This window comes from Providencia stuartii (assembly GCF_029277985.1).
GTDB classification, from domain to species: Bacteria; Pseudomonadota; Gammaproteobacteria; order Enterobacterales; family Enterobacteriaceae; genus Providencia; species Providencia zhejiangensis.
Map to the genome: position 1 here is coordinate 431,317 of NZ_CP119546.1, position 18,984 is coordinate 450,300.

Annotated in this window: 12 protein-coding genes; 7 read left to right on the plus strand and 5 right to left on the minus strand. The window is 43.6% G+C overall.

Features of this window, described 5'->3' with window-relative positions:
* The first annotated feature begins 184 nt into the window (after positions 1-184).
* From metH to P2E05_RS01875, 3 genes are all read left to right on the plus strand, one after another.
* Positions 185-3,802 (plus strand): methionine synthase, encoded by a 3,618-nt coding sequence (gene metH / locus P2E05_RS01865; protein WP_231131852.1) that lies wholly within the window; start codon positions 185-187, stop codon positions 3,800-3,802.
* Positions 3,803-3,856: 54 nt separating this feature from the next.
* The gene (locus tag P2E05_RS01870; RefSeq protein WP_154623882.1) at positions 3,857-4,444 is read left to right on the plus strand and encodes a hypothetical protein; all 588 of its coding nucleotides are present in this window, start codon (positions 3,857-3,859) and stop codon (positions 4,442-4,444) included.
* Between the two features lie 113 nt (positions 4,445-4,557).
* A complete protein-coding gene (locus P2E05_RS01875) occupies positions 4,558-6,054 on the plus strand; it encodes an SEL1-like repeat protein (RefSeq protein WP_230085860.1) in 1,497 nt (498 codons plus the stop codon).
* Positions 6,055-6,112: 58 nt separating this feature from the next.
* Here the strand turns inward: P2E05_RS01875 and lysC are convergent, their stop codons facing one another.
* A complete protein-coding gene (gene lysC / locus P2E05_RS01880) occupies positions 6,113-7,489 on the minus strand; it encodes a lysine-sensitive aspartokinase 3 (RefSeq protein ID WP_154623879.1) in 1,377 nt (458 codons plus the stop codon).
* A gap of 265 nt (positions 7,490-7,754) precedes the next feature.
* Between lysC and pgi the strand changes: the two genes are divergently transcribed.
* From pgi to ubiA, 3 genes are all read left to right on the plus strand, one after another.
* Positions 7,755-9,401: a glucose-6-phosphate isomerase gene (pgi, locus tag P2E05_RS01885; protein WP_154623878.1), complete on the plus strand. Its 1,647-nt coding sequence runs from the start codon at positions 7,755-7,757 to the stop codon at positions 9,399-9,401.
* A gap of 258 nt (positions 9,402-9,659) precedes the next feature.
* Positions 9,660-10,166 (plus strand): chorismate lyase, encoded by a 507-nt coding sequence (gene ubiC / locus P2E05_RS01890; protein ID WP_154623877.1) that lies wholly within the window; start codon positions 9,660-9,662, stop codon positions 10,164-10,166.
* A gap of 32 nt (positions 10,167-10,198) precedes the next feature.
* Positions 10,199-11,053, plus strand: a complete 855-nt coding sequence (ubiA, locus tag P2E05_RS01895; protein WP_167520930.1) for a 4-hydroxybenzoate octaprenyltransferase — start codon at positions 10,199-10,201, stop codon at positions 11,051-11,053.
* A gap of 80 nt (positions 11,054-11,133) precedes the next feature.
* Here ubiA and P2E05_RS01900 read toward each other — a convergent pair whose 3' ends face one another.
* The 4 genes from P2E05_RS01900 to plsB all read right to left on the minus strand — a co-directional run bounded on the left by P2E05_RS01900 (position 11,134) and on the right by plsB (position 18,421).
* Complete coding sequence (locus P2E05_RS01900; protein WP_154623875.1) at positions 11,134-12,213, minus strand: hypothetical protein; 1,080 nt, start codon at positions 12,211-12,213, stop codon at positions 11,134-11,136.
* Positions 12,214-12,293: 80 nt separating this feature from the next.
* Entirely contained in the window at positions 12,294-13,061 is a 768-nt protein-coding gene (locus P2E05_RS01905) for a ZirU family protein (RefSeq protein WP_154623874.1), read from the minus strand.
* 41 nt (positions 13,062-13,102) lie between these two features.
* Positions 13,103-15,199 carry an inverse autotransporter beta domain-containing protein gene (locus P2E05_RS01910; protein WP_276122986.1) on the minus strand — a complete coding sequence of 699 codons (2,097 nt, stop codon included), beginning with the start codon at positions 15,197-15,199 and terminating at the stop codon, positions 13,103-13,105.
* Between the two features lie 753 nt (positions 15,200-15,952).
* Positions 15,953-18,421 carry a glycerol-3-phosphate 1-O-acyltransferase PlsB gene (gene plsB / locus P2E05_RS01915; RefSeq protein ID WP_154623872.1) on the minus strand — a complete coding sequence of 823 codons (2,469 nt, stop codon included), beginning with the start codon at positions 18,419-18,421 and terminating at the stop codon, positions 15,953-15,955.
* A gap of 114 nt (positions 18,422-18,535) precedes the next feature.
* Here plsB and P2E05_RS01920 point away from each other — a divergent pair, with 114 nt between their 5' ends.
* Positions 18,536-18,910 carry a diacylglycerol kinase gene (locus P2E05_RS01920; RefSeq protein ID WP_154623871.1) on the plus strand — a complete coding sequence of 125 codons (375 nt, stop codon included), beginning with the start codon at positions 18,536-18,538 and terminating at the stop codon, positions 18,908-18,910.
* Positions 18,911-18,984 lie beyond the last annotated feature (74 nt).

An 18,984-nucleotide genomic window follows, 5' to 3' on the forward strand; every position in this document is an offset into this window, starting at 1 on the left:
TGCAACCTGAGAAACTCTCATCATGGCATGGGCTTCTCGACCTAAAAACTATGGTAGGATTATCATAGCGCTAATTTAACTTATGACTAAGGTTGTTGTTTTTTAGGAGGCAGGGAAAGTGAGTTATAAAATCAGTAGGTTAGAACAAGAATTACAAAAGAGAATCCTAGTACTGGACGGGGCGATGGGGACAATGATCCAACGCCATAAACTCACTGAAGAACAATTTCGTGGTGAACGATTTGCGGATTGGCCTAGCGATCTAAAAGGAAACAATGATCTACTTGTTTTAACTCAGCCAGAAATCATTCGTGAGATCCACAACCAATATTTTGAAGCAGGCGCTGATATTGTTGAGACTAATACTTTCAACTCAACAACGATCGCAATGGCGGACTATAAAATGGAATCCTTGTCTGCTGAAATTAATGAAGTCGCCGCGCGTATCGCTCGTGAATGTGCTGATGAGTGGACTCGTAAAACCCCCGAACAACCGCGTTATGTTGCGGGAGTACTGGGGCCGACCAATCGAACAGCGTCTATTTCTCCGGATGTTAACGATCCCGCATTTCGAAACATTAGTTTTGATCAACTGGTTGAAGCATACCGCGAATCAACGCGATCACTGATCAAAGGGGGTGTTGATTTGATCATGATCGAAACCATTTTTGATACGTTAAATGCCAAAGCGGCTATTTTCGCGATTGAAACCGAATTTGAAGCTTTAGGGATCACGTTGCCGGTCATGATTTCAGGCACGATCACGGATGCCTCTGGACGGACGTTATCGGGACAAACGACCGAAGCTTTCTATAACTCATTACGTCATGCTAAACCTATTTCATTTGGTTTGAACTGTGCCTTGGGGCCGGATGAATTACGCCAATATGTTTCTGAATTATCGCGTATTGCTGAGTGCTATGTGAGTGCACACCCTAACGCGGGGTTGCCAAATGCGTTTGGTGAATATGACCTTGATGCACAAAACATGGCGGCTCAAATTCATGAATGGGCGCAGGCGGGTTTTCTCAATATTGTTGGTGGTTGTTGTGGAACAACACCTTTACATATCAAAAAGATGGCTGAAGCAGTTAAAGGAATTCCCCCTAGAGTATTGCCAGAACTTGCTGTTGAATGTCGTTTATCAGGCTTAGAACCCCTGAATATTGGTAAAGGATCATTATTTGTTAATGTGGGTGAACGGACCAATGTGACGGGTTCAGCAAAATTTAAACGCCTCATTAAAGAGGGTAATTACCAAGAAGCTTTAGATATCGCTCGTCAACAAGTGGAAAATGGTGCTCAAATCATTGATATCAACATGGATGAAGGTATGTTGGATTCAGAAGCGGCCATGGTCCGTTTTTTGAATCTGATTGCTGGTGAGCCAGATATTGCACGTGTGCCAATCATGATCGACTCGTCTAAGTGGGATGTGATTGAAAAGGGCCTTAAATGTATTCAAGGCAAAGGCATTGTTAACTCAATTTCGATGAAGGAAGGGGAAGCCGCCTTTATTGAACATGCCAAATTAGTGCGTAAATACGGTGCTGCCGTTATTGTGATGGCCTTTGATGAGGTGGGCCAAGCAGATACCCGCGAACGAAAAATTGAAATTTGCCGCCGTGCGTATCAAGTGTTGACCGAACAGATTGGTTTTCCGCCTGAAGATATTATTTTTGACCCCAATATTTTTGCGGTAGCAACCGGTATCGAAGAGCATAATAACTATGCGGTCGATTTTATTGAGGTTTGTCAGGATATCAAACAGCAATTACCGCATGCCATGATCTCTGGTGGAGTGTCTAACGTTTCGTTTTCCTTTAGAGGAAATGATCCTGTGCGAGAGGCTATTCATGCCGTATTCCTCTATTACGCGATCCGTAATGGTATGGATATGGGAATTGTCAATGCGGGACAATTGGCTATCTATGATGATCTTCCCGCAGAGTTAAAAGAGGCGGTGGAAGATGTCATTTTAAACCGCCGTGATGACAGTACGGAACGTCTACTCGAACTCGCTGAAAAATACCGCAAAACCAACAGTGATGAACAACAGATTCAACAGGCGGAATGGCGCTCATGGGATGTTGAAAAGCGCTTAGAATATGCCTTAGTTAAAGGCATTACTGAATTTATTACACAAGATACCGAAGAAGCACGTCAGCGTGCGGCAAGCCCGATTGAAGTGATTGAAGGGCCACTCATGAATGGCATGAATGTGGTGGGAGACTTATTTGGTGAAGGGAAAATGTTTCTTCCGCAAGTGGTAAAATCTGCTCGGGTGATGAAACAAGCCGTTGCTTATTTAGAACCTTATATTCAAGAGCTTAAGCAAGCGGGAAGTAGCGCGGGTAAAATTTTACTCGCAACGGTAAAAGGTGATGTTCATGACATTGGAAAAAACATTGTTGGTGTCGTCTTACAGTGTAATAACTATGAAATTATAGACTTAGGCGTCATGGTGCCTTGTGAAACAATCTTAAGAACGGCTCGAGAGCAGAATGTCGATATTATCGGGCTTTCAGGATTAATCACTCCCTCATTAGATGAAATGGTGCATGTTGCTAAAGAGATGGAGCGCCAAGGCTTTACTCTACCGTTGATGATTGGTGGAGCCACGACATCGAAAGCCCATACCGCTGTCAAAATAGAGCCAAACTACAGCCATTCCGTCACGTATGTACAAAATGCATCACGCACTGTTGGGGTGGTTTCTGCTTTACTATCAGACACTCAAAAAGACGAATTTGTGGCACGAACCCGTCGTGAATATGAAGTGGTGCGTGAACAGCATGGCCGTAAAAAAACCAAAACACCGCCGGTTTCTCTTGATGTCGCCCGTGCTAATCCTGTGAAAATTAACTGGCAAGATTATCAACCGCCAGTACCGCGTTTTTTAGGCGTAAAAGAAGTTAAGGCATCCATTGAGACATTACGTCACTATATTGACTGGACACCTTTCTTTATGACGTGGTCTCTTGCTGGTAAGTACCCACGTATTTTAGAAGATGAGGTGGTAGGGGAAGAAGCGCGCAAACTGCTAAGTGACGCTAATAATATGTTAGATAAATTAGCTAAAGAGAAATCATTGACCCCTAAAGGCATTTTAGGGTTATTCCCTGCCAATCGTGTGGGGGATGATATTGAAATATATCACTCTACTGCCCGTGATAGCGTGCAGTCAGTTGCACTCAATTTACGTCAGCAGACAGAGAAAAAAGAGTTTCCGAACTATTGTTTATCTGATTTCGTGGCACCAAAAAGCAGTGGTAAAGCCGATTATATCGGTGCTTTTGCCGTTACTGGTGGTTTAGAAGAGGATGTGCTGGCGGAACAGTATGAGCAGCAACATGATGACTATAATAAGATCATGTTAAAAGCCTTGGCGGATAGGCTAGCCGAAGCATTTGCTGAGTATTTACATCAGCAGGTGAGAAAAGAGTATTGGGGTTATGCGCCAGAAGAAAATTTAGCGAATGAAGAGCTTATTCGTGAGAAATATCAAGGTATTCGTCCAGCGCCAGGCTATCCTGCTTGTCCTGAACACACGGAAAAAGAAAAAATTTGGCGGCTGTTAGATGTCGAAAATCAAATAGGGATGAAATTGACAAGCTCTTACGCGATGTGGCCTGGAGCCTCAGTGTCAGGTTGGTACTTTAGCCACCCAGATAGCAAGTACTTTGCAGTCGCTCAACTGCAACGTGACCAAATAGAGGATTACGCGAAACGTAAGGGGATGTCGGTGAGTGAGCTGGAACGATGGCTTGCCCCTAACTTAGGTTATGACCCAGAGGATTGATTTTTAGTGAGTTCGACACCATCTTATCAGTAAGACACTTAAAGAGGCTGAATGATGAGCTACGAATTTATGATTGAAGATAGGCTGCCGGATACGGCGGTCTATCCTTATAAAATCCAAAACAGTGCGGCACCTGAGACGTTTTTCATGAGCGAAGATTTCGTGAGCGCGATGATGAGCATTCTGCAAATCATGGATAAGCTGGATACTGACGAGATGCTCAGTGATCACTGTTTTAATCAAGTTTGGCTAAAGAGTGAATTGACACCGGCTCGAGCAGAGGAAATCTATCTTTATTTAGAAGATGCGAAAGTGGTTGAGCCTATTCCTTCACAAGAAGAAATTGAAGCATTTCATCAAGCGCAGCGCGAGGAAGATGCATTATTGTCCAAGGAAAGCCCAAAAGAAGGGATGATCCCAGTTCATAAGTTTGCGACGAATGATGGTTGGTTGGTGACGGTCAAAGAGTGCGGCTGGATTGCTGAAGTTTTCTCGGCTGAGTTAGTCGGGGAAAACCAATTTGTGGTGTCACAAATTGCCAACTTATGCAAAGTAAACCATGAAACATTGGAGTCAATGCTTGTTGAATGGGGTAAGTTTAATTTATTTGCCAGTAAACATGGCGGATATCGAGTGAATTAATGGAACAAAGGTGGTGAATGTTATCTCACCACCTTTATTCGCGAATAGACGCTATTCTTTATCGATTTTAGATTCGGCACACTTATTCTTTTCCATTAGGAGTGTTATGTTATATGCATAACGCTGGTGAATGGATAGAGCTAATGAATTTACGATCTTTAATAGTATTGCTTTGCTTGAGCAATGTGACTTTTGTGCAAGCTGAGACAACAGAACCGTTGTCAGTCAAAGAAAAACAATCATTACCAGCATCTCAAGTTTCACCTTCAAATAACCTGCCTGAAGATTTTACTCATCGATTGAAAGAAGCTGAGTCCGGCGATATTGACGCTATTTTGGATATTGGCCTCGTTTATATGGACGGTACGGACTATTTACCTGCGGACAGTCAGCAGGCGGCTATTTGGTTTAAAAAAGCCGCCAAACTGGGTAATACCGATGGCGATTATTATTTGGGGCTATTAGCACAAAATCAGGAAAAATATGCAGAGGCTGCTCGTTGGTATCGTAAAGGGGCTGAAAAAGGCGATGCCTATTGCCAGTATGGCCTAGGATTTTTATATGAGCGTGGCTATGGCGTAAAACAAGATTACCAGCAAGCGAAAGCATGGTATTCAGAAGCCGCGGAGCAGGGGCAAGCCTATGGGCAATTTGCGCTAGGCATGTTCTACCATGATGGATTAGGCGGAGATGTTGATTATCAAAAAGCCCGAGAATGGTATGAGGAGAGTGCGCAGCAAGGCGTAGCTTCCGCAGTGAATAATCTGGCTGTGTTATATGAAAACGGTGAAGGCGTTGAAAAGGATGAAGAACGGGCCATCAACTTGTATCGCCAAGCGGCAAATATGGGCTCAGCAACAGCACAAACCAATATGGGCGACTTTTACTACGAAGGTCATCGCTTAATTGAGAAAAACCATTATCAAGCTATCTATTGGTACAAACGTGCCGCATTACAGGGAAATGCTGACGCACAATTTGCCATGGGGCGAGGTTATGAATCAGGGGATGGAATAGGTAAAGATCTGCCGAGTGCGTTCGATTGGTATCAGCAAGGTGCTGAAAATGGTTCTGTTGCGGCTGCAATGAAAGTGGCTGAATTTTATGAGCAAGGCTTAGGTGGTGTAACAGCCGATCATGGAAAGGCCATTGAATGGTATATGAGTATGGCCGATGATGATATTCCCGAGGCTCAAGTTAAATTAGCGGAATGGTATCTGGAAGGACAGTTACCTAAAGTTGACAGTCAAAAGATCGTGAGTTGGTTATTGGCCTCCGAACAGAATAATATTCAATCAAAAAACCAGTTAGCGCTTTTTTATTTAACGGGCACAGGCGTACAACAAAACGTCCAAAAGGCACGAGAGCTTTTGCAGCAATCCGCATTTAAAGATATCAGTGAGGCTCAAAATAACCTTGCAGTAATGTATGCGCGAGGGCTAGGCGGCGAGAAAAATATTTTCCGTGCGATGAGGTGGTTTGAACGCGCGGCACAATCAGGTAATGCCGTTGCGATCAAAAACTTACAGCTATTACAGGAAAATAAAGAAGCGAAAGCATCAATGCTAAAATACAGTGATAACGTTCAATTAATAATGAATAAGCGGTGATGGATATAACAAAAGGGTCATTGGGTGATGGCCCTCTTGTTAAAAATAAAATAATGGCTTATTCGAACAGATTTGAGTGTAAAGTCCGCACGATTTCTTCCGCATCGTTACCCGGTACAAGTAAGCAAATATTGTGGCTGCTAGCCCCGTAGCTGATCATGCGAATATTAAATGATTCTAAAGCCCCAAAAATTTGTTTACCCAGTCCATTCACTTGAGATAACTCATTACCAATAATCGCAACTAATGCGAGATTTTCTTCCACTTCAACGCGACACAAGGTCGAAAGTTCGGTCATCAGTGCGTTCGTGAGTAAGCTCCCATTAGTGCCTGTTGAGCCTGTCGTATCGAGTGTTAACGCGACGCTCACTTCTGACGTGGTGATCAAATCAACAGAAATATTGTGACGCAATAAAATCGTGAATATCTCAGCTAAGAAGCCGCGTGCGTGGAGCATTTTCAAACTATGCAATGTCAGTAATGTTTGTTTGCGGCGTAAAGCTAATGCTCTAAATTGTGGAGCATTCGCTGTTTTATCGCAGACTAATGTCCCCCCTGCATCCGGGTCTTTGCTCGAGCCAACGAACACAGGGATGCCTGCACGTACTGCTGGCAATAAGGTCGCGGGGTGTAGAATTTTTGCACCAAAAGTGGCCATTTCAGCCGCTTCATCAAAAGCGATTTCATCAATACGTTGAGCAGCCGGTACGACACGGGGATCGGTCGTGTAGATACCCGGTACATCGGTCCAAATATCAACGCGAGATAGGTCGAGAACCTCAGCGAGTAAAGCCGCAGTATAATCACTTCCACCACGGCCAAGGGTAGTGGTACGGCCTTTGCTGTCTTGACCAATAAAACCTTGGGTGATGAATACTGTATTTTGTAAACGCGGCAGCAATTGTTGACGCGCAGCCTCTTTTAACTGCTGTAAATCAGGTTCTGCACGGCCAAAGTTTGCATTGGTTTTCATGACTTTGCGGACATCGAACCATTGTGAATCGGTACCACGCTGACGGATCACTTCAACAAACAGTAGTGTTGACATTAATTCACCATGACTGACCATTTCATCCGTTAAGGCGTCTGATGTTGCAAGTGAAGCGGAATCCGCTAAATGGGCGATATTATCCAGTAAACGATTAATTTCTTCGCGAATAACGTCAGCATGCTGTAACTTATCAATAATTGCGTATTGAATGTCTTTGACCTTTTGCAGTAGCTCATTACGTTTATCAGTGTCGCAACCTTCGGCAAGTTCAATCAATAAATTCGTGATCCCTGCTGAGGCAGAAAGAACCACAACACGGACATGATTATTTGAAAGAACAATATCAGCACTTTTGTTCATCGCTTCAAAATTGGCGACACTCGTTCCACCAAATTTAGCGATAACGAACGGGGTACTTTCTGATAAAGACGCTACTGCATTCATGGTATCAATCCCTTTTGGCAATCTATTTTTTATATAGAAATATCGGGTTAGCTCGATGGCGTCAATGAAGAATCGATACAAATCAGTAATTCTAATGATGGCTAATTGATTATCGCTTTTCTCGATGGCTGTAATAAGCTCTGGAAAAATTGTAAAAAATTGACCAATATCATTAGGATGATTAGATCACAGGAAACTGATAGGTCGAGATGTCTCGGCGAGTTACAATTGACTTTTATTTCAAATCTTTTGGAGAGTGTTATCCATGAAGAGTATTAATCCAAGCCAGACGGCAGCATGGCGGGCGCTAGAGCAACATTTTTCGCAAATGAAAGAGACTCATATGCGTGACCTGTTCAAACAAGATAATGATCGCTTTCATAAATTTTCCGCGACATTCGGCGACCAAATTTTGGTGGACTACTCCAAAAACCGAATTACTGAAGAGACCCTGGACAAATTATTAGCGCTGGCGGAAGAGACAGCGCTGAAAAGTGCGATTGAAAGTATGTTCAGCGGCGAAAAAATTAACCGTACGGAAGACCGTGCCGTTTTACATATTGCGTTACGCAACCGCGACAACACGCCTATCTATGTTGATGGCAAAGATGTGATGCCGGATGTCAATGCAGTATTAGAAAAGATGCATCAATTCAGTGAGCGTATCATTAAGGGTGACTGGAAAGGGTATACAGGGAAAGCAATTACGGATGTCGTGAATATTGGTATTGGTGGTTCTGATCTTGGCCCATTTATGGTGACAGAGGCACTACGACCTTATAAAAACCATCTCAATATGCACTTCGTTTCCAATGTTGATGGGACTCAGATAGCTGAAACGTTGAAAACATTGAATCCAGAGACAACACTCTTTCTTATCGCGTCGAAAACATTTACGACTCAAGAAACCATGACCAATGCGCATTCCGCGCGTGACTGGCTACTTGCACAAGCAAAAGATGAACAGCATGTGGCTAAGCACTTTGTTGCTCTATCAACGAATGGTGAACAAGTTGCTAAGTTTGGTATTGATACAGCCAATATGTTTGAGTTCTGGGATTGGGTTGGTGGTCGTTATTCTCTATGGTCTGCAATTGGGTTATCCATCATTTTATCCGTAGGTTATGACAATTTTGTGCAACTCCTTGAAGGTGCGCATGCGATGGATAAACATTTCACTCAAACCGCCTTTGAAAATAACATTCCTGTGCTACTTGGGCTTATTGGCATTTGGTATAACAACTTTTTTGAGTCGGAAACTGAAGCGATTCTGCCATATGATCAATATATGCATCGTTTTGCCGCTTACTTCCAGCAAGGCAATATGGAATCGAATGGTAAGTATATTGACCGCAATGGCAATAAAGTCTCTTATCAGACTGGCCCGATTATTTGGGGTGAACCGGGGACTAATGGGCAACATGCATTTTATCAATTAATTCACCAAGGAACGAAAATGATCCCTTGTGACTTTATCGCCCCGGCGGTAACGCACAATCCATTAGGTGATCATCACGATAAACTGCTGTCTAACTTCTTCGCTCAAACCGAGGCCCTAGCATTTGGTAAGACTCGTGAAGTGGTTGATGCGGAATTCGCAGCACAAGGTAAAAACCCAGCAGATATGGAATATGTTGCGCCTTATAAAGTGTTTGAAGGCAACCGTCCAACTAACTCGATTTTACTCAAAGAGATAACGCCTTATTCATTGGGTGCATTAATTGCAATGTATGAACATAAGATCTTTACTCAAGGGGCGATCCTCAATATCTTCACGTTCGACCAATGGGGTGTCGAGCTGGGTAAACAACTGGCAAGCCGTATTTTGCCAGAGCTAGAAAGTACCGATGATGTCAGTAGCCACGATAGTTCAACAAATGGATTAATTAATCGTTATAAAGCATGGCGTTAATTAACCTATCAGTGATAGCCTGCTAAGTTAGCAGGCTATTGCGGTTTAGTCATTTCAATATTAATAATTCTTTTATTGTTGATAACTCATTAGTTATTAAAAATTATTTCAAAAAATTTTCACAATTCATGTTTAATTTGTGAGTTTTTAACTAATTTGTTAGCTAACTTTAACCTTACAGCAAAACAACGTGATATCCTTCATAGTATGAACCAATATGATGCACAACCACATATTTTAGTGGTGGAATTATGAGTAATGGATGAAACGCTTTTTACCTCTCACCCGATAACTTGGCTGTCAGAAACGGATAACCTTGTTCCTGAAAATATTTTAGACTGGTTATATGAACTCGGGTCAATGACAAAGCGCTTAGAGCAGCACTGCCAACGTGTCACCGTCGTGCCTTATACACAACGTTATGTGACCAAAGAAGCTTTAAGTGAAGAAGAAGTCCAGTGTTTGCCTCCCAGTGAATATTATTGGTTACGAGAGGTCATTATGTATGGGGATAATATCCCGTGGTTGCTTGGGCGAACCCTGATTCCTCAAGAAACATTGACCGGAGAAGATCGTCAATTGATTGACATTGGTGCCGTTCCATTAGGGCGTTATCTTTTCAGTCATGATAATCTTACTCGTGATTATATCCATATAGGGCAGCAAAATTTACGATGGATCCGGCGCTCCCTATTAAGATTATCAGAAAAACCGTTATTATTAACCGAACTATTTTTACCTGAATCACCTGCATATAAAAGATAAAAAATAAAGGAGCACGACAAATGGAGGGAAGTATGGCGCTAAGTAAATGGCATGCCTACAGCCGTTTGATGCGTATTGATAGGCCCATTGGTTCATTACTGTTGTTATGGCCAACCTATTGGGCACTATGGATTGCAGCTCAAAGTATACCCAGTTTACATATTCTAATTGTGTTCACCGCTGGCGTGTTTTTGATGCGGGCAGCAGGGTGTGTGATTAATGACTTTGCTGATCGCCATTTTGACGGACATGTTGAACGCACGAAACATCGCCCATTACCTAGTGGTGATGTGACCGAAAAAGAAGCCAAAATGTTGTTTGCTGGCCTTGTCGGGTTATCGTTCTTGCTCGTTCTGACATTGAATGCTATGACTATTTGGCTTTCTATTGCTGGATTAGCGTTGGCATGGGTTTACCCTTTTGTAAAACGTGTTAGCCATTTACCTCAAGTCGTTTTAGGGGCCGCATTTGGTTGGTCTATTCCGATGGGATTCTCTGCGGTGAGTGAATCATTACCACTGGTTTGCTGGCTGCTGTTTCTTGTCAATATTTTATGGTCGGTGATTTATGACACCCAGTATGCGATGGTGGATCGCAATGACGACTTAAAAATTGGTGTGAAATCGACGGCTATTTTATTTGGTCAGTATGACAAATTGATCATCGGTATCTTACAAGTGGTTATGATTGGCTTGCTGGTGGCGATTGGGCTACTCGCCAATTTAGGCGTCACTTATTATATTTCGTTATTACTGGCTGCGTTATTGTTTGTTTATCAGCAAAAACTGATGGTCAATAGAGAGCGCGCTCCCTGTTTTAAAGCCTTTATGAATAATAATTATGTGGGTTTTATCTTATTTGTCGGGATTTTAGTCAGTTACTGGTAAACCAGTTTTTGATTAGTCAAAGGGGTAATGCGACTTACATTACCCCTCAGATTGCTAATTAAATTAACGATGCTGCTTGGCTACTCCAGTGTTATATAACCCGAACTGCCTTGTAATCTTTTTCCATTTTGAAAATGAAGGGTGGCATAAACAGAAATTATAGCCCCTGTACTACTTCGTGCATTTTTTCCAAACTTTATAGCGCTTCCAGAATCAGTAACAAGTGAATGACTGTTAGTGAGTTCGCCAACTTTAACCTCATCTAAAGGATAATTTTTCTCTGGACCTCCTTTATGCTCTTGAAATACTATTGATTTAAGAGCCCCATAACCAGGGTTCACATAATTTATTTCTATATTGTATCCAGGGCCGGAACGATCCCCTATCTGGTTGCCGTTAAATAGCCGAATTTCCGGTGGTGGTACTGCTTTAATCACATTGAGCGCCTTTGACTGAGCTTGCGCACCGGTATTCGGTATCCCACTGATTGAACGAGGGGTGACGTTAAAAGAAATTTCACACCCGACATCTGCATCTTGTAGGGTATAAGTCTTAGCTGTTGCTAGTGTTTTTTTACTACTGCTACGGGAACAAATCCACTCGAATTGGGTACCGCTGCTTGAGGTATCTTCAAGGTCTTTTGGGGTATCACTATCATGGTAGAGATAAGATCCAGTCAGCAATTGTCCTACTTCTGGTTTGCCATAAATTTTCACTGCGACGGCCTCAGGTGCCAGCCCTTGGGTGATGATAGGGGATGAAGTGAATGCTATGCCAGTTGCTGGTTCCGTGATTGCAGGATCGGTTTGCGGTGTGACCATGATGGTCAGTTTTTTCCCGTTGCCATCTCCGGGCACCAGTCGATAGCTATTTTCTGTGGCCTTTGGAATATCTTTACCATCCAGTTGCCACTGATAAAGTGATGTCACTGGCGTGTCATGATCCTCATCTGTTATCGTTGGAGTGGCCGTGACGGTATCATGGACGGCTGGTGTCATCTGATCAAATGTCACATCACTCACGACGGGTGCGTGCCCTATAACGGGAGCTGTTCTTGTATTAACCTCGCTCACAGAAGCGGACACACTTCCTCCGATGATCAGTCCTATTGCTAGTGTTACCAGACAAATAAGATGGTTGATTTTTGTCCTCTTAGCCATTTCATGAATATCCTCTTCTAGTGTCGTCGTTTGTGATAAAAATGACCGCAACGGGAGCAACCCGCCGCGGCTCATACTGATTATTTGTTAGAGACGATAACTTGAATTTTTCGTTTCTGGTCAGTACCCTTAACGGTGTACTCTTTCGTGGTTGCGCTCGGAATATTACTGTATAAGCCTGAACCCGCCGCATTCTCAATCTGCCACTGGTAAGTCAATTTGCTACTGTCACAAGTGCCATGACAGGTAACATCTGCTGTCAGCTTTTTACCAACCTCTGGTTTTCCTGAAGTGAGACCGGAGATGGTCACGGCTTTCACGACACTACCATTCACTGTTGTAATTCCGCTACCGTCCGGTAGCTTGGTTCCTTTAATATCTAGGTAGGTTTTCGCTCCCACGGGTTTGCTCTCTGCGGGATCGGTAGCATTTGGATCAGTGTGCGCAATTGCTTTGACTGTGATAGTTTTCCCCAGCAACTTATTTGTCAGTATTAGCTTGTCACTGGTCTCGCTTGGAATCGTTGTTCCGTCTGCAAGCCACTCATAGCTAATGGTGACTTTATCGCCATCTGCATCGTCGAACGCAAAGCCTGAAGCCTCCAAAGTGTCATTTTCTCCTAAAACATTGTCACCGTTTTTGTCATTGGCTTTGATTTGCCCATCTGTTTTCAGAACTGGCGCATGACCGATAACCGATTTTGTCGCGGGGGAGGTCACCGAGACAGGAGTAGTCGTGGAGGCTGCGAGTACAGGCGTACTGACAGCCATGCTCAGAACTGCACCCGTTATCAGGAGAGCGAGTTTGCCTTTGCCTGCTATTAGGTTTGGTTGCTGATTTTTGTTCATCTGATTGTTACCTCATATTTTTAAATGCCCGATGGGCGTATTTATTGTGCCGTTACTCGCAGTCTGCGCTTTTGCATCTCTGTCGTAACGGTATACGTAATGGCTGTCGCGCCACTTATAGGCTGATACTGTCCTGACCCTTGAGTTGTCTCTACTTCCCACTGCCACGCGGTTGGCAAAATACAGTTATCTTGGCAGTCTGGGGTGGCAGTCAGGACATCACCAACCACAGGATGCCCTGTCATGGCGGTACCGTTTCGAAATATCTGTATCCCCACGGGGGCTGCCATCACTTCTACTGTCGTCGACGCGATACTGATACCATCTACCTGTGGGGTCAGGGTAAGAGTACCGGGAAGCTTTCCAGCTGTTATGGTGGTGGTGTAAACACCGGGAGCCGTTTCTTTCAATGCCGCCAACTTAATGCCACTTTGCGAAGGCGACAGGGATGGCCCATCTTTCTTTGTTTTGAAGGTAAATGGCAACTGAATAGAGGAAGCCAGCCCCGTTACCGGTGCGTTTTGTTCATCTCGCATCGTCAGAGTCAATATTTCGGATTGAGCGATATTCAGTGAATCTGACCCCACTGTTAGACGTGAGTAGCGGTTAGAAAGCCCAGCGTCCACGATGATCGTGACATAGACCGGTTTTGACGCATTTCCCTTTCCATCCCATGCGCTGGCACTCAGGGTATAGGTATTCGTTGACCCCGCTTGCCAAGCTGGTAGGCGTATCTGCCAAGCAGTCAGACTTTTGCCAGCAGACTGCACTTTCCCGCCTTTGGATGAGAATGCGCTAAGCATTCCCCATTCCACGCGTTCAGCGCCGTATTTTGCGTTCAGAATGGCGTTGACTAACTGCTGGCTAGCGCCACGGCCGCGGATGACCTGTGGCAGTATCAGACTGATAAGTTCCTGTTTACGGTATTCGAGCACGATGTTGTTATTACGCTCTACCAGTGCCATACGGTTGCCTGAGAGCGTGCGTAGATTCGCTACTGCGGCAGATGACACTTGATCTTTCCAAGGCACGCCTAATGAATAGGTCAGTTTTGCTTGCAGCTGAAGTTCATCGCTTCCGTTTCCTTTACGCCAGTCAGCGCCGAGGGTGACCAATGGGAAAGGGGTATAGTTCACTCCCACCGTGATCGCTTTTGGAGCCTGACTACGCGTATCCTTATCTTTTAGCGCCACTTCATCCCCGAAATATTGTTCATATTTCAGTTTGCCGCCAAGCTGTGGATAAGACGGTAACCAGCCACTGGCGGTCATATCAAACCCATTGGCTGGTCGTTCATCATAGTCGTCAAAATCCCGTGACTGATGCCAGTTGCTGAGTCGTAGATAACCATTAGCAGAGAAACGTAGGTAATCGGACGACAACTCTCCCCCGATACCGGCTCGACGGTTATTACCAGTAATATCGATGTCATAAAAGGTGTTTACACCATACATCCATTGGTCATTGAATCGACGAACTCCACCCCCTAAGTTTAGCGTGGTGCGCTCATCAAGGTTTCGCCCACCGAACTGGGTGAAGACGAGCCAATCCGGGTTTTGATACAGGGGGAGCAGCATGTCAGCAGATAGGGTACTCTGTGACAGTTTGTCTCCCGGCTGCACACCAATCTGTGCAGTGCCATACTGATTCAGCCAGTTTTCTACGGTTGATGAGGCTTTGGTAACGGCCATATTTTTGGCTTGTCTGGAAAGATACTCGTTAGGACTTTGTGTGTTCATAGACTCAAAAAAGTCGGGAGCAGTACGAGACAACCAGTTCTGTATTTCATGATCTTGTTGGTCAGCCTGCTCTTTTGTTGTCGCTTTTTTGTTAGCTGCCTTTATTGCGTGTGTGCTTGGAACATCAATTTCATCTCCTGCCGATAGCTGTTCAAAAGCGCGGGGAAACTGACGCATTTGATTCAGGGTTTTCAGTTCCTCCACGGTCAGATCATACTGATGAGCCACGCTGTAAACGGTCTCTCCTGCTCGCAAATAGTAAGGTTTCACTTCCACCTCACCCACAAAGTCCGTCGCAAATACTGTCGCTGCGGGCATGATGGAGACGGACAGTAAAACGGGAAGTAATAAGTGCCTCTGAGATGATTTGATACTGTGATGGTTAATACCAAAAATCATTGATCTATTCCTTTTATTCCTTCCTTTAGGAAGGTATTTCCATTGCGGATAGCTGGGTAATAAATGCTAATTACCTTACTTAGAGAGATCAGTTATTAGGTTATTTAAACAATAACGATAGCTGAACGCTCCAGAGTGCTAAACACCAATAATAAAGTGCGATAGGCAGATATTGAGTTGTGTATCTATAATTGATTGCTATATAAGTCTGTGCTTTATTTGGTTTGTGGATATTAAAACCTGACTCAATATTGCTGTCTCGTTTTGACGTGTAATGTATATATTCAGGCTAATAATGAGAACGTACTTGTTTGGATTAAATAGGAAGTCAGAAACGGTGGGATGAATTAAGGAAGGGGAATGTATTATCAATTAAGATCACTTTTTTATACTCGTCATATTCCAAGCCGCGTATTATTGGCTATGTTCATTTGCACTAATCAATTCACAACCTCTTAGCCAATGTGTCTTTAGGTGATTGACGTTTTCTTCTATTAATTCAAAATCACGTCGCGATATGTTGAATTCGTTTTCTGTCAGGAATATTGATCCTTAAAATAATAGGTTTTCATTCAGAAACGGTAAGAACGCTTATCGTCAGCACCTTCAACAAGTGACATATTCCTATTTAAGTGGGTCTTGATGAAGCGGTATGTGATTTTGGGCTAAGTCGGTATAGCTGACGGGATGGATACAAATAAGGGGGAATGTTAGACACATTCCCCCTTATTTTAGGGTTGCAGAGTAAACTAACTAATCTTCTTTTGCGGGTTCTTTCTCAGCAGAACGCTCTTCTGGCTGGCTGACGCTTTCGATAGTTAAACGTATTTCTGGCGACATTAAACGTGAAATAACAGAATACAGTTTTTTCGCGTTGGCCGTAAAAATGTCGTTTTCATCGTTATCGATATAGCCTTCTTCTCGGAGTGTTTCCACTAAAGTTGAAAAGACAGCTTTGTCAAAGAACTCCGGTGCATTAATGCCATGCAGCACAGAAAGTCGCTGAGCAAGCATGCGGCTTTCTTTCTCTAAGGTATTACGGCTAATTTCAGGGCTCGCATTGAGTAGAGAAAGCGTAATCGCATAGCGTTGTAATGTCTCACGGACACCTGCGGCGAGTAGCTGCAACGGTCGAATACGACGAGGATTGAGTACCACGACGCCGTCTTCTTTCACGCATACCAACTGTTGATGGTTGAGTTCATCAATTAAAGTATCAACGACCTCTATCAAAGATTCGTTATCAAAGCGCATAAATAGTTCCGCTTTGAGGAACGGGTAAATTTGCCCAACCTGATAGTGGATATCTTGGCGACTGATGCGCTCATGGTGTAGCACAATACTTGATATCAGTGATGGTAAGACCAAAAGGTGATGGATATTATTGCGATAATAGGTCATTAAAACAGCATTTTCACGAGGCAGAATAATAATATCCCCCATGCTATCTTTTTCGACTTCAAATTTATCCATCTGCAAAGCATGTTCTAACAATTGCTCGGCGGTTTTATTGGGTGTCGTTGTATCCGCAGTATAAGGAACATTACGTAATAATTGCAGGTAACATTCGACTTGCTCAATCAGTTGTTCACGCGTTAGAGAGCGTTGACGTGAAGCCAGTAGTGCCGTTGAACAAAGGTTAATCGCATTGGCAGCCGCTGCGTTATTGATATTCACCATAATATTATCGGCCAAACCACTCACAACAGGGTTTAACCAACTTGGTCTTTGAGGCTCAATAGGATCGATAGAATCACGCCAATGAGGCACATGTTTCGTTAAATACTGTGTTAACGAAATCGGCTGGCCAAAATTAACGTAGCCTTGACCTAAATTACGTAATTTACGCAGGCCTCGTACCATCGAAAAGAAGCCTTCCTTCTCCTTTTCAGCACCTCGTAGCTCTTTTGCATAGGTCCCCACCTCCATGACATGTTCATAACCAATATAAATCGGTACGATAGTAATAGGGCGAGAGTCACCACGTAGCATGGCCTGTAGTGTCATCGACAGTGTGCCTGTTTTGGGTTGCAACAAGCGACCTGTGCGAGAGCGTCCACCTTCAACAAAGTATTCAATGGAATAACCCCGTGCAAACAGCTCACTGAGATATTCACGAAATACGGTCGAATAAAGTTTGTTTCCTTTAAACGTACGGCGTATAAAGAAAGCGCCTAAATGGCGGAAAATTGGACCTGCTGGCCAAAAGTTTAAGTTGATACCTGCCGCGATATGAGGGGGGACCAACCCTTGATGATACAGAACATAAGAAAGCAATAAGTAATCCATATGACTACGATGTGATGGCACATACACAATTTCATGGCCATCTTGCGCTAACTGACGAACGCGTTCCGCATGCTGAACATTGATCCCTTGATATAAACGGTTCCAAGTCCAGCCTAATACTCTATCCGTCAAGCGTATTGCTTCATAAGAGAAGTTAGCCGCAATTTCTTCCATCATATTGACGGCATTTTGCTGTGCTTTCTTCAGTGGAATTTTTTTACTACGTGCTTCATCTTCAACCGCTTTTTCAATCGCTTTTGAGGTTAATAGCTTATTGAAAAGATCTTGGCGGGCAGGCAGTTTCGGACCAACCGCCGCGAGGCGTTGACGTGAATAATGGATACGGGCAACACGTGCTAGTTTATTCGCAATAATCGTATCGGTACCATGCTCTTGCGCCATCACTCCCATGGATACGGTTGGCGAAAAACGGACAAAACTATCTCGCCCAAGCCAAATCACGGCAAAGAATTTTTGGATACCGTTGAGTAAGCGTAAGGGGGGAGCCGGTGTATGGCCTTCTCGTCCAGGTGCACGACCAAACATCACGGATGCAGGTAGCATTTGAATATCGAGATTCGGATTACTACGATGCAAGTCTAGGTATGCATGGAATATTCTTACTGACTCTTTACGTGGGTTTGGTGAGTAGTAGCGAAAGACTCTCGGACCATCATCAATGAAGACATAGGCCGGTAATTTAGTGCCATTAATGTCATTATCGACCAACGGGTCAGGTAGACCGATCGATAAGCATTGGTGACGTAATGTTAAAAGGTCAGACTTGGAATGATAAGGCAACACGTATAACGTGGGCCGGCTGGTGTCCAATTCCAGTTCTGATATCGGGTCTGTTGGAACGAGTTTACTCTTTACCAGTAATTTAAGTGGTAAATTCAACGTGTTGTAATATATTTTACGCCATAGTGACATAAATGATTATAGCCTCTTGTTAACAATGCTTCGCAAGCATACCAGAAATCAACTGGCAAATGATTAACTTTGACCGCAAAAAATGATTATTGTTTGTAATTTTGAGGAATAAATATGGCGAACCAAACTAAGGGATTGACTCGTGTAATAAAGGCTGCGGGGTATTCCCTTAAAGGATTAAAGGCGGCTTGGATTAATGAAGCGGCCTTTCGGCAGGAATCTGTTGCGGCATTGATTGCCGTCATTATCGCGCTGTGGTTGGATGTGAGTTATATCGATCGATTATTGTTGATCAGTTCTGTTGTGCTGGTGGCGATTGTTGAATTACTGAATAGTGCAATTGAAGCGGTGGTTGATCGCGTGGGCAGTGAATATCATGAATTGTCTGGTCGAGCTAAAGATATCGGTTCTGCCGCGGTGTTTGTGACCATTGGACTCGCGTTGGTTATTTGGGCAACCGTTTTATGGCAACACTATTTTGCTGGCTAATGTAGAAATTGTCGCAAATCGATAAATCCTTGATGAGCTTTCAACAAATATGGCACTTCAGTGATTTAAGTGTT

What these genes read in the sequence shown, in the direction of transcription:
- metH (WP_231131852.1), top strand. Translation starts at nt 185, where the DNA reads ATGGGGACAATGATCCAACGCCATAAACTCACTGAAGAACAATTTCGT.
- P2E05_RS01870 (WP_154623882.1), top strand. Translation starts at nt 3,857, where the DNA reads ATGAGCTACGAATTTATGATTGAAGATAGGCTGCCGGATACGGCGGTC.
- P2E05_RS01875 (WP_230085860.1), top strand. Translation starts at nt 4,558, where the DNA reads ATGCATAACGCTGGTGAATGGATAGAGCTAATGAATTTACGATCTTTA.
- lysC (WP_154623879.1), bottom strand. Translation starts at nt 7,489, where the DNA reads ATGAATGCAGTAGCGTCTTTATCAGAAAGTACCCCGTTCGTTATCGCT.
- pgi (WP_154623878.1), top strand. Translation starts at nt 7,755, where the DNA reads ATGAAGAGTATTAATCCAAGCCAGACGGCAGCATGGCGGGCGCTAGAG.
- ubiC (WP_154623877.1), top strand. Translation starts at nt 9,660, where the DNA reads ATGGATGAAACGCTTTTTACCTCTCACCCGATAACTTGGCTGTCAGAA.
- ubiA (WP_167520930.1), top strand. Translation starts at nt 10,199, where the DNA reads ATGGCGCTAAGTAAATGGCATGCCTACAGCCGTTTGATGCGTATTGAT.
- P2E05_RS01900 (WP_154623875.1), bottom strand. Translation starts at nt 12,213, where the DNA reads ATGGCTAAGAGGACAAAAATCAACCATCTTATTTGTCTGGTAACACTA.
- P2E05_RS01905 (WP_154623874.1), bottom strand. Translation starts at nt 13,061, where the DNA reads ATGAACAAAAATCAGCAACCAAACCTAATAGCAGGCAAAGGCAAACTC.
- P2E05_RS01910 (WP_276122986.1), bottom strand. Translation starts at nt 15,199, where the DNA reads ATGATTTTTGGTATTAACCATCACAGTATCAAATCATCTCAGAGGCAC.
- plsB (WP_154623872.1), bottom strand. Translation starts at nt 18,421, where the DNA reads ATGTCACTATGGCGTAAAATATATTACAACACGTTGAATTTACCACTT.
- P2E05_RS01920 (WP_154623871.1), top strand. Translation starts at nt 18,536, where the DNA reads ATGGCGAACCAAACTAAGGGATTGACTCGTGTAATAAAGGCTGCGGGG.